Source organism: Mycobacterium sp. IEC1808, assembly GCF_002101935.1.
In the GTDB taxonomy this organism is placed as follows: domain Bacteria; phylum Actinomycetota; class Actinomycetes; order Mycobacteriales; family Mycobacteriaceae; genus Mycobacterium.
On the sequence record NZ_LQPV01000022.1, the window covers coordinates 157,427 to 170,735 of the forward strand.

Annotated in this window: 12 protein-coding genes and 2 pseudogenes; 4 read left to right on the forward strand and 10 right to left on the reverse strand. The window is 68.0% G+C overall.

The window, feature by feature from the left end; translation table 11 throughout:
* Window positions 1-48: 48 nt before the first annotated feature.
* From whiA to uvrC, 4 genes are read right to left on the reverse strand one after another with little or no spacing between them, the layout of a single operon-like run.
* The gene (gene whiA / locus AWB92_RS14655) at window positions 49-1,026 is read right to left on the reverse strand and encodes a DNA-binding protein WhiA (RefSeq protein ID WP_068100736.1); all 978 of its coding nucleotides are present in this window, start codon (window positions 1,024-1,026) and stop codon (window positions 49-51) included.
* Window positions 1,023-2,048 carry a YvcK family protein gene (locus tag AWB92_RS14660; RefSeq protein ID WP_068126439.1) on the reverse strand — a complete coding sequence of 342 codons (1,026 nt, stop codon included), beginning with the start codon at window positions 2,046-2,048 and terminating at the stop codon, window positions 1,023-1,025. The genes whiA and AWB92_RS14660 overlap by 4 nt, the downstream gene beginning before the upstream one ends.
* Window positions 2,045-2,920, reverse strand: coding sequence for an RNase adapter RapZ (gene rapZ / locus AWB92_RS14665; protein ID WP_068188613.1), 876 nt, complete (start codon window positions 2,918-2,920; stop codon window positions 2,045-2,047). Before rapZ ends, AWB92_RS14660 begins: the two co-directional genes overlap by 4 nt.
* The gene (uvrC, locus tag AWB92_RS14670; RefSeq protein WP_085186430.1) at window positions 2,917-4,860 is read right to left on the reverse strand and encodes an excinuclease ABC subunit UvrC; all 1,944 of its coding nucleotides are present in this window, start codon (window positions 4,858-4,860) and stop codon (window positions 2,917-2,919) included. The genes rapZ and uvrC overlap by 4 nt, the downstream gene beginning before the upstream one ends.
* Before the next feature lie 1,172 nt (window positions 4,861-6,032).
* Between uvrC and AWB92_RS30550 the strand changes: the two are divergent.
* A pseudogene (locus AWB92_RS30550) lies at window positions 6,033-6,186 on the forward strand (enoyl-CoA hydratase); the annotation flags it as partial.
* A gap of 73 nt (window positions 6,187-6,259) precedes the next feature.
* Here the strand turns inward: AWB92_RS30550 and AWB92_RS14680 are convergent.
* From AWB92_RS14680 to AWB92_RS14695, 4 genes are read right to left on the reverse strand one after another with little or no spacing between them, the layout of a single operon-like run.
* Window positions 6,260-6,892: a hypothetical protein gene (locus tag AWB92_RS14680; protein ID WP_085186549.1), complete on the reverse strand. Its 633-nt coding sequence runs from the start codon at window positions 6,890-6,892 to the stop codon at window positions 6,260-6,262.
* A gap of 54 nt (window positions 6,893-6,946) precedes the next feature.
* Complete coding sequence (locus AWB92_RS14685; RefSeq protein WP_085186429.1) at window positions 6,947-7,357, reverse strand: PH domain-containing protein; 411 nt, start codon at window positions 7,355-7,357, stop codon at window positions 6,947-6,949.
* Between the two features lie 50 nt (window positions 7,358-7,407).
* Window positions 7,408-7,890 (reverse strand): 6,7-dimethyl-8-ribityllumazine synthase, encoded by a 483-nt coding sequence (gene ribH / locus AWB92_RS14690; RefSeq protein ID WP_068126446.1) that lies wholly within the window; start codon window positions 7,888-7,890, stop codon window positions 7,408-7,410.
* The gene (locus AWB92_RS14695) at window positions 7,887-9,164 is read right to left on the reverse strand and encodes a bifunctional 3,4-dihydroxy-2-butanone-4-phosphate synthase/GTP cyclohydrolase II (protein ID WP_068100611.1); all 1,278 of its coding nucleotides are present in this window, start codon (window positions 9,162-9,164) and stop codon (window positions 7,887-7,889) included. The genes ribH and AWB92_RS14695 overlap by 4 nt, the downstream gene beginning before the upstream one ends.
* A gap of 192 nt (window positions 9,165-9,356) precedes the next feature.
* Here AWB92_RS14695 and AWB92_RS14700 point away from each other — a divergent pair, with 192 nt between their 5' ends.
* A complete protein-coding gene (locus AWB92_RS14700) occupies window positions 9,357-9,728 on the forward strand; it encodes a hypothetical protein (RefSeq protein WP_085186428.1) in 372 nt (123 codons plus the stop codon).
* A gap of 60 nt (window positions 9,729-9,788) precedes the next feature.
* Here the strand turns inward: AWB92_RS14700 and AWB92_RS14705 are convergent, their stop codons facing one another.
* The gene (locus AWB92_RS14705; RefSeq protein ID WP_085186427.1) at window positions 9,789-10,394 is read right to left on the reverse strand and encodes a riboflavin synthase; all 606 of its coding nucleotides are present in this window, start codon (window positions 10,392-10,394) and stop codon (window positions 9,789-9,791) included.
* 84 nt (window positions 10,395-10,478) lie between these two features.
* On the opposite strand from AWB92_RS14705, the gene AWB92_RS14710 reads away from it, so the two are divergent.
* On the forward strand, window positions 10,479-11,186 hold the full coding sequence (locus AWB92_RS14710; RefSeq protein WP_068100604.1) for an LppX_LprAFG lipoprotein: 708 nt from the start codon (window positions 10,479-10,481) through the stop codon (window positions 11,184-11,186).
* A complete protein-coding gene (locus AWB92_RS14715; RefSeq protein WP_085186426.1) occupies window positions 11,183-12,751 on the forward strand; it encodes an MFS transporter in 1,569 nt (522 codons plus the stop codon). Before AWB92_RS14710 ends, AWB92_RS14715 begins: the two co-directional genes overlap by 4 nt.
* Here the strand turns inward: AWB92_RS14715 and AWB92_RS14720 are convergent.
* Window positions 12,748-13,227: pseudogene (locus tag AWB92_RS14720) on the reverse strand (IS481 family transposase); the annotation flags it as partial. The gene AWB92_RS14715 and the pseudogene AWB92_RS14720 overlap by 4 nt on opposite strands.
* Window positions 13,228-13,309 lie beyond the last annotated feature (82 nt).

The following is a 13,309-nucleotide window of genomic DNA, read 5'->3' on the forward strand; positions in this document are numbered from 1 at the left end:
GATGACCGTAGCCCTCCCCGACCGTCACGCCCAGCAATTTGCTGCTAGTTAAGCATCCTCCAGCAAATCGGGCGTCACCGCCGACTCGGTGTCGGGGATGCCTTCGACCTTCGCCTTGCGGTCGGCCATCGATAGCAGGCGCCGAATACGGCCGGCCACAGCGTCTTTCGTCATCGGCGGGTCGGCCAGGCGGCCCAGCTCCTCCAGCGACGCCTGCCGGTGCTCGACGCGCAGCCGGCCCGCCGACGCCAGATGGTCCGGGACGCTGTCGCCGAGGATCTCCAGCGCGCGCTCCACCCGGGCGGCCGCCGCGACCGCCGCCCGCGCGGACCGGCGCAGGTTGGCGTCGTCGAAGTTGGCCAGGCGGTTGGCCGTCGCGCGGACCTCGCGGCGCATCCGCCGTTCTTCCCAGACCAGCCGGGTGTCCTGGGCCCCCATCCGGGTCAGCAGGGCGCCGATCGCCTCGCCGTCGCGCACCACCACCCGGTCCGCGCCGCGCACCTCGCGCGCCTTCGCACTGACCCCGAGCCGGCGCGCGGCACCGACCAGCGCCAGCGCGGCCTCCGGGCCGGGGCAGCTGACCTCGAGGGCCGACGAGCGTCCCGGCTCGGTCAGCGACCCGTGCGCCAAAAAAGCCCCCCGCCACGCGGCCTCGGCGTCGGCGACGCTGCCGCCGACCACCTGGGCCGGCAACCCGCGGACCGGACGCCCCCGCATGTCGAGCAGACCCGTCTGGCGCGCCAGCGCCTCGCCGTCGTTGGCCACCCGCAGCACGTACCGGGTGCTCTTGCGAATCCCACTGGCGGACAACACATGCACGACGGCGTTGTACCCGTAGAGCTCGAAGATGTCCTTGCGCAGCCGGCGCGCGACGTTACCCAGGTCCACCTCGGCCTCGACGACCACCCGGCCGCCGACGATGTGCAGCCCCCCGGCGAACCTCAGCAGGGACGTGACCTCAGCGCGCCGCGCGCTGACCGATTTCACCACCAGGCGGCTCAGCTCGTCCTTGACTTCGGTCGTCATCGCCACGCGTCGTCACCCCTCGTCTCAACTTCGACCGGCAGCTGCGTGGTGGTCCGATCCAAAGGGGCTCCTCGACCTTTGTGACCCGCTCGGACCCCGTCCAGCGCCGCGGCGAGCTTGCCCGGGTCATGTAAAGGTGTACCAGGTCGGGCCACGTCAGCGAAGTGGACCTCGGCTTCCAGCAGCGTCGCGGTGCGGCGCAGTTGCTCGCGTTCGCGTTCGCTGGGCACCCGTTCGGCGTCGATGATGATGTCGTGCACGGTGAACCCGGGTGCGTGCTGGACCAGCACGTGCAAGTGGCGCTCCACCGAGAAGCCGGCCGTCTCCCCCGGCTCGGCCACCAGGTTGAGCACCAGCGCGCGCCGGGCGGTGGTGGCCCGCAGCGCCGTCGCCAGCCCCGGGACCAGCACGTGCGGGATCACGCTGGTGAACCACGACCCGGGACCCAGCACCACCAGGTCCGCGGCCATGATCGCGTCGACGGCCTGCCGGGTCGCCGGCGGATCGGGCGGCAGCAGCCGCACCCGCCGCACCTTGCCGGGCGTGGTCGCGATCGCCACCTGGCCGCGGATCAGCCGGAATATCCGGGGATCGGCCTCCAGGCCGGACACGTCGGCCTCGATCTGCAGCGCGATCGGGCACATCGGCAACACCCGGCCCTTGACGCCGAGGATGCGGCCCAGTTCGTCCAGGGCGGCGACGGGGTCGGCCAGCACCTCGGACAGGCCGGCCAGCAGCAGGTTGCCGATCGGGTGCCCGGCCAGGGCGCCGGTGCCGCCGAATCGGTGCTGCAGGATGGTCGCCCACAGCCGGCCATACGGGCTGTCAGATGCCAACGCCGCCAACGCCATTCGCAGGTCGCCGGGCGGGATCACGTCCAGTTCGCTGCGCAGCCGGCCGGACGAGCCGCCGTCGTCGGCGACCGTGACCACGGCGGTGACGTAGGGCGTCAGCCGGCGCGCGGCGGACAGCGTCGCGTACAGGCCGTGCCCGCCCCCCAGCGCAACGATGCCTTCATTCATTCGCGACCCAGATCCCGATGTAGCACCCGCACCGTCAGCTGCGGGTTACCCCCCAGCCGCTGCATCAATGCCTCGGCGATCGCGACGCTGCGATGCTTGCCGCCGGTGCAGCCGATGGCGACCGTCATGTAGCGCTTGCCCTCCCGGCGGTAGCCGTCGACAACCAGGTTTAGCAATCGATGGTAAGCGTCGAGGAACTCTCCCGCGCCCGGCTGGTCCAATACGTAGTCGCGCACCGCGGGGTGCTGGCCGGTGAGGGGGCGCAGATCGTCCACCCAGTGCGGGTTGGGCAGGAACCGGACGTCCATCACCATGTCGGCGTCCATCGGTAGGCCGTACTTGAAGCCGAACGATTCGACGGTGACGGCCGTGGACGCGCCGGTGTCGCCGCCGAACGCGCGCTCGATGCTCTCCCGCAGGCCCCGCACCGACAGCGTCGACGTGTCGATGATCAGGTCGGCGGTGGCGCGGACCGGGGCCAGCATCCTGCGCTCGGCGGCGATGCCCTCGGCCAGCGTCTGGTCGCCCTGCAGCGGGTGGCTACGCCGGTTCTGCTCGTAGCGGCGCACCAGCATGTCATCGGACGCCTCCATGAACACCACGCGCGGGCTGATGTTGCGGGTGGCCAACTCGTTGCGCACCTCGTCGAGGTCGCCCGTGAAGCCGCGCGACCGCACGTCCATCACCACCGCCAGCTGGGTGATGCGCGAACCGGCCGCCAACCCGAAATCCACCATGCGCGTAATAAGCTGGGGCGGCAGGTTGTCGGCGACATACCAGCCGAGGTCCTCGAGCACTTTGGCCGCGGTGCCCCGCCCGGCCCCCGACAATCCCGTCACCAGCACGACGTCGATGCCGGCCTGACTGGTCACTGCGCGCCCTCGGGCTGTTCGGGTCTCAGCGCCTCGAGGACGGCCGTGGCCGTGGCCACGCCGATGCCCGGAACGGCGGTGATCTGGTCGACGGTGGCCTCCTTGAGGCGGGCTATCGATCCGAAATGCGTTACCAGCGCCTTGCGGCGATGCTCTCCCAATCCTGGCACCGAGTCGAGCGCTGACGCGGTCATTCGCTTGGATCGCTTGCTGCGATGGTAGGTGATGGCGAACCGGTGCGCCTCGTCACGCACACGCTGCAACAGGTAGAGGCCCTCGCTGTTGCGGGGCATGATGATCGGGTCCGGCTCCGAGGGCACCCAGATCTCTTCTAGCCGCTTGGCCAGGCCGATCACCGCGACGTCGGTGATGCCGAGCTCGTCGAGCACGGCGCTGGCCGCGTTGACCTGTGGCGCGCCGCCGTCCACGACGTACAGGTTGGGCGGATAGGCGAAACGCCGCGATTTGCCTTCGGCGGAAAGCATATTGGGGTCCTGCTGTTCGGCGAGGTGCCGCGCAAAACGGCGGCGGGTCACCTCGGCGATCGATGCGACGTCGTCGGAGCGCCCCTGCCCTGCCGCCTCCCGGATCCCGAAGTGGCGGTAGTCGGACTTGCGCGGCAGGCCGTCCTCGAACACCACCAGCGAGCCCACCACGTCGGTGCCCTGCACGTGGCTGATGTCGACGCATTCGATGCGCAGCGGCGCGTCGGCCAAGCCGAGCGCGTCCTGAATGTTCTGCAGCGCGGCGGATCTCGCGTTGAAGTCGCCGGCGCGCTTCAGCTTGTGTTGCTGCAGCGCCTCTTTCGCGTTGCGCTGCACGGTCTCGGCCAACGCGCGCTTGTCGCCGCGCCGCGGCACCCTCAAGGTAACGCGCGAACCGCGCAGGCCGGACAGCCACGCGGTCAGCTCCTCGGAGTTGGACGGCAGGCACGGCACCAGCACCTCGCGGGGCACCGGGTTGGCGGCCTCGTCGGCGGAGCCGCCCAGCTCGGCCTGTTCGCCGTAGAACTGCGTCAGGAACTGCTCGACCAGCCGCTCCTCGCCGGATTCGCCTGGGTCGCCGGACTTTTCGACGATCCAGCCGCGCTGGCCTCGGACCCGCCCGCCGCGCACGTGGAACACCTGCACCGCCGCTTCCAGCTCGTCGTCGGCGAAGGCGACCACGTCGGCGTCAGTGCCGTCGCCGAGCACCACGGCCTGCTTTTCCATGGCCCGCTTCAAGGCGCCCAGGTCGTCCCGCAGCCGCGCGGCCCGTTCGAAGTCGAGTTGCTCGGCCGCGGCGTTCATCTCGTGTTCCAGGTCGCGGGCGAAGCGGTCGGTCTTGCCGGACAGAAAGTCGCAGAAGTCCTCGACGATCTGGCGGTGCTGCTCGGCGCTGACCCTGCCGATGCACGGCGCCGAGCACTTGTCGATGTAGCCGAGCAGGCACGGCCGGTCGATCTGCTTGTGCCGCTTGAATACTCCGGCCGAGCAGGTGCGCGCCGGGAACACCCGGGTGAGCAGGTCCAGCGTCTCCCGGATCGCCCACGCGTGTGAGTAGGGGCCGAAGTAGCGGACACCCTTGCGCCGCGGGCCGCGGTACACCATCAGCCGCGGGAACTCCTCGTTGAGGGTGACCGCCAGCACCGGGTAGGACTTGTCGTCGCGGTAGCGGACGTTGAAGCGTGGATCGAATTCCTTGATCCAGTTGTATTCGAGCTGCAGCGCCTCGACTTCGGTGTTGACCACGGTCCACTCGACCTTGGCCGCGGTGGTCACCATCTGTCGGGTTCGCGGGTGCAGGGCGGCGATGTCCTGGAAGTAGGACGTCAGCCTGCTGCGCAGGCTCTTGGCCTTGCCGACGTAGATGACCCGCCCGTGCGTGTCCCGGAAGCGGTAGACGCCGGGCTCGACCGGGATGGACCCGGGCGCGGGGCGATACGTTGCGGGATCTGGCACGTACCCAGGCTAGTAGGCCGGTAGGACGGCGGTGCCTCGTCGGCGTCGGGTGTCGACGGTCCGGTTTGTGCCACGGAGACTTGCGCGTCGCCTATCGCGTAACACTTCACCGAAGTCCAGCGATGTTGCCCGTAGCTGTGGGGATGGAGGCATGGCATGGGCGGGCGACGCATCGAGGTGCACGGAGTTCAACCGCGCCCATGTTGGGAACATAAGCGAGGCGCCCAATGAATAAAATTTGGCTCGTTCCGATAATGGTGTCGGGTGTGATTTTTATTTTCCCGGCCCCGAGGGCCCATGCCGGCCTGTGTGATTATCCCGCTGTCCTGACCGGGGCCAACGTTTTCTTTGCCCAGGGTGCTTATTGTGATTGGCCTACCGAAATCAATGGATCACATTTGCACTGTGAGGCAGGGGGCCTGGCTGTCGACGCCGGCGCGGCTATTGCCGGCGGTTCCACGCTCGGCCTTGGCGGTCCGGGTGCCGGCGGTGTCAGTTGCACATGGCGGTGTCCCGACAACAGCATGGCACCGGCGCCAAATCCCCCTGGCGCGTGGAAGTGGTACATGGTTCCCGTCCCGAATGCGTGCAAAGATCACATGGAACCGGCTGGATTTGCCAGCGCACCCGTTCTTCCGGGTGAGGGCATGCCAGTTCCGGCCCCACCTCCCGCAGCGGTAGGAGAACCGCCGGGAGGACCGGTATTGCCGCCGCAAACACCGCAAACAGACCTTCCCTAATCCCGACAAAACGGCGGTGGGTAATCCCGGTCGGGTGGCGCGGGGCCCAAAGTAGGTGGGCTGCTCCGCTTTTCGGGTTATGAGAGCTTCGTATCTTCCAAGAATGCCCGTGCGGTCGAGCAGCTGTGGGTCCCAGCGGCCTCAGAGGGTTCAACGTGTAGGCGGCTGCCGCATTCGCAACGTCAAACACACCAGTCCCGGCTTCGGAGGATGTGGCTCTGTGCCCGCCACAGAGCGACAACCGGCTCCGGGGGCCGCGAGAATTGTCGCTCAGGGGTGGGCAAATTGTCGGCCGGCCCCAAGAGATACCGGTGTGAGATCCGCTATTGGCGCAGCGGGCACGTTGCAGCGAATTTGCCGGTTAGACCCGGGTGGTGCGGATAACGTCGAGGTCGTGGGCACGACGACCGAAACCAAGGGCCGCAAATGCGCTTGCGCTCGGACCGCCTGTCGGCGCTCTACCAATGGGGTCGAAGCGAGGCCGAGGCCATGGATTTCGAGTTCGACAAACCTGTCGCGTTCGGCATCCGAATTGCAGTCAGGCGCGAAGCGGTTCGGTGCGGGCCGACACGGCTCCAGGACGTGATACTCCGCGGCCGGAAGCGAGCAAGTATTCGAACGTGTATTCGCATGCCACGACCATTCGCCAAGTTTTCGGCTCAGGCGGTCCGTCGGTCGATCTGCGCCCGGCGTTTCGATGCCCAGTCCTTCATTGGAAACCCGGGCTTGCTGTCACAGGCCGACAGCATCAGAGCCACCCGCGGTAACACCGCCAGCCCGTAGTCACACGTCCACTTCGGGTGGGTCATCGTCCAGACCAGGACGCCGTCGTCGGTGGTGCCGAAGAAACTGAGCCGCATCGGCGGATACACCCCGGTGGGCGACGCACCGACGGCGTCGCCGTGGCATTTGGCTATGGCGGCGAAGCCCTTTGACACCACGTCGTGGGCCTTCATGGCCTTGTCGTAGACGTCGACCGATTCGGCGTAAAGCGCCGGGCCGTCGAAACGGTAGGCGGACTCGGCGTGCTCCGCCGAGCCGGGAGGCAGCAGCGGGGAACCCTTGAACAGCAAGGCCGCCGAGCATTCCGGTGGTCGGGCGCTGGTGAAGTAGTTGTCGCCCACCGGGGTCGCCGTCGCCGAGCCGAACGGGGTGGAATCCCCGTCAGCCAACAGCAGCTCGCGCGCCGAGATGGACAGGTGGGCATTCGCGGGGACGCCGGGTTGCCCGGCAGCCCGCACCGCTCGACCCGCCACCGAGGTTGCGCAACCGCCCACCATCACCGCGGCCATGACCAGCGCGGATGCCGCCCACAGATGACGCGCCACCCGGTGATGGTACAGCGCTTAGCCGAGGTCCGGCCGATATCGCGCGACCAGCGACCGCACCGTGTCCATCGCTTCCACGGCGCGCTCCTTGTCGACGGCCTGGATCGCCATCAGGGGAACGTACTCGTCGTCGGGCAGGTCGACGCGCGCCCACCGCCGGCCGGGCGGAAACGACACGCCGGCCACGTCGGCCCAGGGAATCAGCTTGTATCCGAGCAGGTTTCGCACCGCCAGCCCCGCCGGTCCCACCCGCAGCCGCGGGCGCGCGAACAACAGCACGCCCCCGGCGATCACCAGGCCCAGGAGGCCGACCGCCACCTGATCAGAGGTGTGGAAGATCACCCCGCTGGACTTGATCTTCAGCAGCAGCCCCACCACGATGTGCGCCGCGGCGATTAGAAACGCGGCGATGTAAACGAATACCGGCATGCGGTGGGGACGCAGCTCGAGATCCCATACCTCGCTGCTCGACGGCGAACTCACGACCGAGCGCGCAGGTCACGCAACGTCAGCGCGGTGGCGAGGGCCGCCCCGGTGGCCTGGGCCCCCTTGTCCTCGGCCGATTCCGGAAGGCCAGCGCGGTCCAGCGCCTGCTCCTCGGTGTCGGTGGTCAGCACCCCATTGGCCACCGGCGTCGACGCGTCCAGCGATACCCGCGTCAGCCCCTGCGTCACCGCGTCGCACACGTAGTCGAAATGCGGTGTCTGACCGCGGATTACGACGCCCAGGGCGACGACGGCGTCGTGGTTGCGGGCCAGTTCCTGTGCGATCACAGGGATCTCGATCGCCCCGATCACCCGGACCACCGTCGGGTCGTCGATGCCCGACTCGGATGCCACCTTGCGGGCACCCGCCAGCAGCGCGTCACAGATTTCCGCGTGCCAGGTGCTCGCCACGATGGCCAGCCGCAGGCCCGAGGCGTCGAGCGGCGGCACGTCCGGAATACCGGCACCACCACTCACAAAGCACCCCCGAATTCGCCTGGCAGATGCACGGATTCGTGAAAGTCGTCCAGCCCGACCAGGTCGTGGCCCATCTTGTCGCGCTTGGTCATCAGGTAGCGGATGTTCTCGGCGTTGGCCCGCACCGGAAGCGGCACCCGCTCGATGATGTGCAGGCCGTACCCGTCCAACCCGACCCGCTTGGCCGGGTTGTTGGTCAGCAGCCGCATGGAGCGCACGCCGAGATCGACGAGGATCTGCGCGCCGATCCCGTAATCCCTTGCGTCGGCAGGTAAACCGAGCTTGAGGTTGGCGTCGACGGTGTCGTCGCCGGCGTCCTGCAGCTGGTATGCCTGCAGCTTGTGCATCAGGCCGATGCCGCGCCCCTCGTGGCCGCGCATGTACAGCACCACGCCGCGCCCCTCGCGCGCGACCATCGCCATCGCGGCGTCCAGTTGGGGCCCGCAATCGCAGCGGCGAGAACCGAACACGTCGCCGGTCAGGCATTCGGAGTGGACGCGGACCAACACGTCGTCGCCGTCGGCGTTGGGCCCGGCGATCTCGCCACGAACCAGCGCGACGTGCTCGACGTCCTCATAGATGCTGGAGTAGCCGATGGCGCGAAACTCCCCGTGCCGGGTCGGTATCCGCGCCTCGGCGATGCGCTCGATGTGCTTCTCGTGTTTGCGCCGCCACTCGATCAGGTCGGCGATGGTGATCAGCGCGAGGTCGTGCTCGTCGGCGAAGACCCGCAACTCGTCGGTTTGCGCCATCGAGCCCTCGTCCTTCTGGCTGACGATTTCGCAGATCGCGCCCGCGGGTTGCAGCCCTGCCATCCGGGCCAGATCGACGGCGGCCTCGGTGTGGCCCGGCCGGCGCAACACGCCACCGTCCTTGGCGCGCAACGGAACCACGTGTCCGGGACGGGTGAAATCGTCGGCAACGCTGGCCGGATCGGCCAACAGCCGCATCGTCGTGGCCCGGTCGGAGGCCGAGATCCCGGTTCCCACACCGTTTCTCGCATCGACGGTGACGGTGTAGGCGGTCCCGTGCTTGTCCTGGTTCACCGCGTACATCGGCAGCAGCCCAAGCCGGTCGCAGATCGAGCCGTCCAGCGGTACGCACAGGTATCCCGAGGTGTAGCGGACCATGAAGGCCACCATCTCCGGCGTCGCCTTCTCGGCCGCGAAGATCAGGTCGCCCTCGTTCTCGCGCTCCTCGTCGTCGATGACGACGACGGCCTTACCGGCCGCAATGTCGGCAACCGCCCTCTCGACGGAGTCCAACCTCGTCATCTTGCTGCCTTGCTCTCGTAGTTGCATTCAGTATGAACCACCGCGCCGCCGCCGTTATTGCCACGGGTTTTCTGGCCGAACCGGTCACGCGGCATAAGCCCGGCGTAAGCCCAAGCTATGAGCCACGTGTGAGGTGCCGCGCGAGACGGCGGAAGGTGTTTTGGGCTCTCCATTAAGGGAAATGCGAGAGGCATGAACACAAACACGCAAACCAAGACATGGGTCCGCCTGTGCACCGGTGCGTTGGCGGCCGGCGGGATGGCCGCGGCCGCGCTCGGGCTGACTTCCGGCACCGCCCAGGCGGCGCCTCCCCCGGCGCCCGCATATCACCACCACTGGTGCCCTGGCGACCAGTGGGATAACGGGTGGGGCCCCTACCAGAACTGGAACAACTGCCGCGATTGGGACGACAACTACGGCGGTCCGGCCGGCTACGGCGCACCTCCGCCGTGGGCGCGGCCGATGCCCCCGCCGCCGCCGTGGGCGCCGTGGGCCCAGGTCGTGTGGAATGCCCAGTTCAATGACTGGGGCTACTGGGACGGCCCGAACTGGCGCGGCCTGTAACCAGGCACAGCCGACCTGATCCGAGAGCAGGCCGCTGCAGCGGCATCACCCCGGCCGCTGCTAGCGGCCTGCTTTCATCAGCCGCTCCACATATTTGGCGATGACGTCGACCTCGAGGTTCACCTGGGTTCCGACGGGGGCAGCACCGAGGGTGGTCAGTTCGCGCGTCGTCGGGATCAGCGATACCTCGAACCAGTCCCGGGGCTCCGAGCCGAGTCCGGACACCGTGAGGGAGATCCCGTCGACAGTGATCGACCCCTTCTCGACCACGTAGCGGGCCACCGCTGCGGGCACCTCGATCCGCACGACCTCCCAGTTCTCCGAGGGCGTGCGGGCGACGATCCGGCCGGTGCCGTCGACGTGCCCCTGCACGATGTGTCCGCCGAGCCGGCTGTTGACGGCCGCGGCGCGCTCGAGATTGACCCGGCTGCCCACCTGCAACTCGCCCAGGTTGGACCGGTTCAGGGTCTCGCCCATCACGTCGGCGGTGAATCGGCCGTCCGGCAGCAGCTCGGCGACCGTCAGGCACACGCCGTTGACGGCGATCGAATCGCCATGCCCGGCGTCGCCGGTCACCATCGGCCCGCGGATGGTCAGCCGCGCGGCGTCGTCGAGGACGTCGCGGCCGGTCACCTCCCCGAGCTCCTCGACAATTCCGGTGAACATTGCACCAGGTTAACGGGCCGATGGGCGGCCGAGCGGGCCCCGCGTTTCCCGAGCCGGTCATGGGCACCCTCTACGATGCAGGGTATGCCGACTCGCCACCGTCTATTGGCCGTCCTCGCTTCCCTGACTCTCGCCACCGCTCTGGTCGCCGGTTGCTCCTCGGGCTCGAAGGTGAGCGGCGGGCCGCTCCCCGACGGCACGACCCTGGTCAAGCAATCCGCCGCAACGACCAAGAACGTTAAGAGCGCCCACCTCGTGATCAAGGTGAACGGAAAGATTCCGGGGTTGCCCATCAAGGTGCTGACGGGTGACCTCACCAACGCGCCGGCCACCGCCGCGTCCGGAAACGCCACGCTCACCGTCGGGGGGTCTGACATTCAAGCCGACTTCGTCGTCGTCGACGGCGACTTGTACGCGACGCTCACACCGAACAAATGGAGCGATTTCGGGAAGGCGTCCGACATCTACGACGTCTCGGTGATCCTGAACCCGGACACCGGGCTGGCCAACGCGCTGAACAACTTCACCGACGCCAAGGCCGAGGGGCGCGACAACATCAACGGGCAGGACGCCGTCAAGATCAGCGGGAAGTTCTCCGCGGACGCGGTGAACAAGCTCGTTCCGCAGTTCACCGCGTCGGGGCAGGTGCCGGGCACGGTGTGGATCCAGGAGAACGGCGACCACCAGCTGGTTCAGGCCAGCCTGGAAAAGAGCTCGGGCAATTCGCTGCAGATGAACATGTCCAACTGGGGCGCGCCGGTCAACGTCACCAAGCCGCCGGTGATCTCATGAGCGTTCGGGCCGGACGCCGCGTCGCGATCAGCGCGGGCAGCCTTGCGGTGCTGCTCGGGGCCCTCGACACCTACGTCGTGGTCACCATCATGCGCGACATCATGTCCGACGTCGGGATCCCGGTGAACCAGCTGCAGCGGATCACCTGGATCGTGACGATGTACCTGCTGGGCTACATCGCGGCCATGCCGCTTTTAGGCCGGGCGTCCGACCGGTTCGGCCGCAAGCTGCTGCTGCAGGCGGCTCTGGGCCTGTTCATCGTGGGGTCGGTGGTCACCGCGCTGGCCGGTCAGTTCGGCGACTTCCACATGCTGATCGCCGGCCGGACGATCCAGGGCGTGGCCAGTGGCGCGTTGTTGCCCGTCACCCTGGCGCTGGGCGCCGACCTCTGGTCGCAACGCAACCGCGCCGGCGTGCTGGGCGGCATCGGCGCCGCGCAGGAGCTCGGCAGCGTGCTGGGCCCGCTGTACGGCATCTTCATCGTCTGGTTGTTTCACGACTGGCGATACGTGTTCTGGATCAACGTCCCGCTGACGCTGATCGCGATGGTGATGATCCAGTTCAGCCTGCCCTCGCGCGATCGCACCGAGGCGCCGGAACGGATCGATCTGGTCGGCGGGCTGCTGTTGGCCGTCGCGCTGGGGCTCGCGGTGATCGGCCTGTACAACCCCAACCCCGACGGTAAGCAGGTGCTGCCGAGCTACGGGTTGCCGTTGGTGATCGGCGCGATCGTCGCCGCGGTGGCCTTCGTGGTGTGGGAGCGGTTCTCCCGCACCCGGTTGATCGACCCGGCCGGGGTGCACTTCCGCCCCTTCCTCGCGGCGCTGGGCGCCTCGTTGACCGCGGGCGCGGCGCTGATGGTGACGCTGGTCGACGTCGAGCTGTTCGGGCAGGGCGTGCTGCAGATGAATCAGAACCAGGCGGCCGGGCTGCTGCTGTGGTTCTTGATCGCCCTGCCGATCGGCGCGGTGCTCGGCGGCTGGATCGCCACCCGCGTCGGCGACCGGATCATGATCTTCGTCGGTCTGCTCATCGCCGCCTACGGGTACTGGCTGATTCACTACTGGCGCGAAGACATATTGGGGCACAAGGTCAACGTCTTCGGGTTGTTCACCGTGCCGACGATCCACGCCGACCTGTTGGTGGCCGGCCTTGGACTGGGCCTGGTGATCGGGCCGCTGTCGTCGGCGGCCCTGCGGGTGGTCCCGGCCGCGCAACACGGCATCGCCTCGGCGGCGGTGGTGGTGGCCCGCATGACGGGCATGCTGATCGGTGTGGCCGCGCTGACGGCGTGGGGTTTCTACCGGTTCAACCAGATCGTCGCCGGCCTGACGGCGGCGATCCCGCCGGACGCCACCCTGCTGGAGCGCGTGCTCGCCCAGGGCACCATGTACATCAAGGCCTTCGCGGCGATGTACGGCGACATTTTCCTGGTCACGGTCGGCATCTGTGTGGTGGGCGCGCTGCTGGGCCTGTTGGTCAGCGGGCGCCAGGAGCACGCCGAGGAGCCGGAAGTCGCCGAGGAGCCGGCCGAAGTCAACCCGGCGCCCGCCCCTAGGGGCTAGCTGTACTGACCTGAGAGGTTAGGTACGCGGCTGGCGGGTGGTTGGCCGCCGAGTGCGGTGTGGCCGCGGTGGTGATTGTAGGTGTGGAGCCAGATGGCGAATTCCGCGCATCGTTCAGCGTCACTGCGGTAGAGCCGGGCGTAGGCCCATTCGTCGGCCAGGGTGCGGTGGAATCTCTCCACTTTGCCGTTCGTCTGGGGGCGATACGGTCGGGTGCGGCGGTGCTCGATCCCGCCAAGAGCGTCGCGGAACACATAGGATCGATAGCAGGATCCGTTGTCGGTCAATATTTTTCGAACGCAGATGCCGCACTGTGCGAACCAGGCGTTGGCGCGTAGCCAAAACGCTGCTGCGGTCTCTTTGCGCTCATCGGTCAGCAGCTCGCTATAGGCCAGCCGCGAGTGCGCATCGATAGCGGTGTGCAGGAAGTGATAGCCGCGCACGGGCCGGTAGTGCTTGTCGAGGACGCCGGTGCTGCGATGGGGCTGTCAAGATAACTGTGTAAGATGTTGCGGCCGTTCATCTTTGGGTCATAGTGGGAGTCGGTCGGGGAATTGG

Excerpts from the sequence above, each read along its gene's own strand:
- AWB92_RS14705 (WP_085186427.1), bottom strand. The coding sequence starts at position 10,394 with ATGTTCACCGGAATTGTCGAGGAGCTCGGGGAGGTGACCGGCCGCGAC.
- AWB92_RS14715 (WP_085186426.1), top strand. The coding sequence starts at position 11,183 with ATGAGCGTTCGGGCCGGACGCCGCGTCGCGATCAGCGCGGGCAGCCTT.
- AWB92_RS14660 (WP_068126439.1), bottom strand. The coding sequence starts at position 2,048 with ATGAATGAAGGCATCGTTGCGCTGGGGGGCGGGCACGGCCTGTACGCG.
- whiA (WP_068100736.1), bottom strand. The coding sequence starts at position 1,026 with ATGACGACCGAAGTCAAGGACGAGCTGAGCCGCCTGGTGGTGAAATCG.
- AWB92_RS14695 (WP_068100611.1), bottom strand. The coding sequence starts at position 9,164 with ATGACGAGGTTGGACTCCGTCGAGAGGGCGGTTGCCGACATTGCGGCC.
- AWB92_RS14680 (WP_085186549.1), bottom strand. The coding sequence starts at position 6,892 with ATGGCCGCGGTGATGGTGGGCGGTTGCGCAACCTCGGTGGCGGGTCGA.
- AWB92_RS14685 (WP_085186429.1), bottom strand. The coding sequence starts at position 7,357 with ATGCCGGTATTCGTTTACATCGCCGCGTTTCTAATCGCCGCGGCGCAC.
- AWB92_RS14710 (WP_068100604.1), top strand. The coding sequence starts at position 10,479 with ATGCCGACTCGCCACCGTCTATTGGCCGTCCTCGCTTCCCTGACTCTC.
- AWB92_RS14700 (WP_085186428.1), top strand. The coding sequence starts at position 9,357 with ATGAACACAAACACGCAAACCAAGACATGGGTCCGCCTGTGCACCGGT.